Source organism: Cellulomonas sp. P4_A2 (genome assembly GCF_056402515.1).
Genome location: NZ_JBFUHG010000112.1, coordinates 1 through 452, shown reverse-complemented (window position 1 = coordinate 452; position 452 = coordinate 1). Strand labels below are relative to the sequence as shown.

1 protein-coding gene is annotated in these 452 nt (G+C 65.9%); it reads right to left on the bottom strand.

Translation table 11 applies throughout. The features are described from left to right. Nucleotides 1–228, bottom strand: a 228-nt coding sequence (locus AC1DUE_RS20335) for a PfkB family carbohydrate kinase (protein WP_477041215.1), incomplete at its 3' end; no start/stop codon positions are given. Between the last annotated feature and the right edge of the window lie 224 nt (nt 229–452).

Genomic DNA, 452 nt, shown 5'->3' with positions numbered 1-452 from the left:
GTCCACCCCGAACTCCCGCAGCTGCTGGTGGAGATAGTCCCCGAACGCGTCCCGGCCGGTGCGCGTCACCACCGCCGTCCGTCTGCCGAGCCGGGCCGCCGCGACGGCCACATTGGTCGGTGAGCCGCCGAGAAACTTTCCGAATGTGTCGACCTGAGCCAGCGGCAGACCGGTCTGGAGCGGGTAGAGATCCACCCCGATCCGCCCCATGGTGATCACGTCGTACATCTCAGGCATACGCATCCCTTCGACCGGCGACCGGAGCGGCTGCCCCCAGGTCTAGCCCTCTCTCCGGAACCCTGTCAACATTTTGTCCGGACATAAGGACGAAGCCTTGACACCCGTCTTCCGAGGCCGGGAGTGTGGGCGATATGACCTCTTCAGCATCTGCCCCAGCCCGCATCCGTATCGGCTCGGCACCCGACTCCTGGGGGGTCTGGTTCCCCGACGAT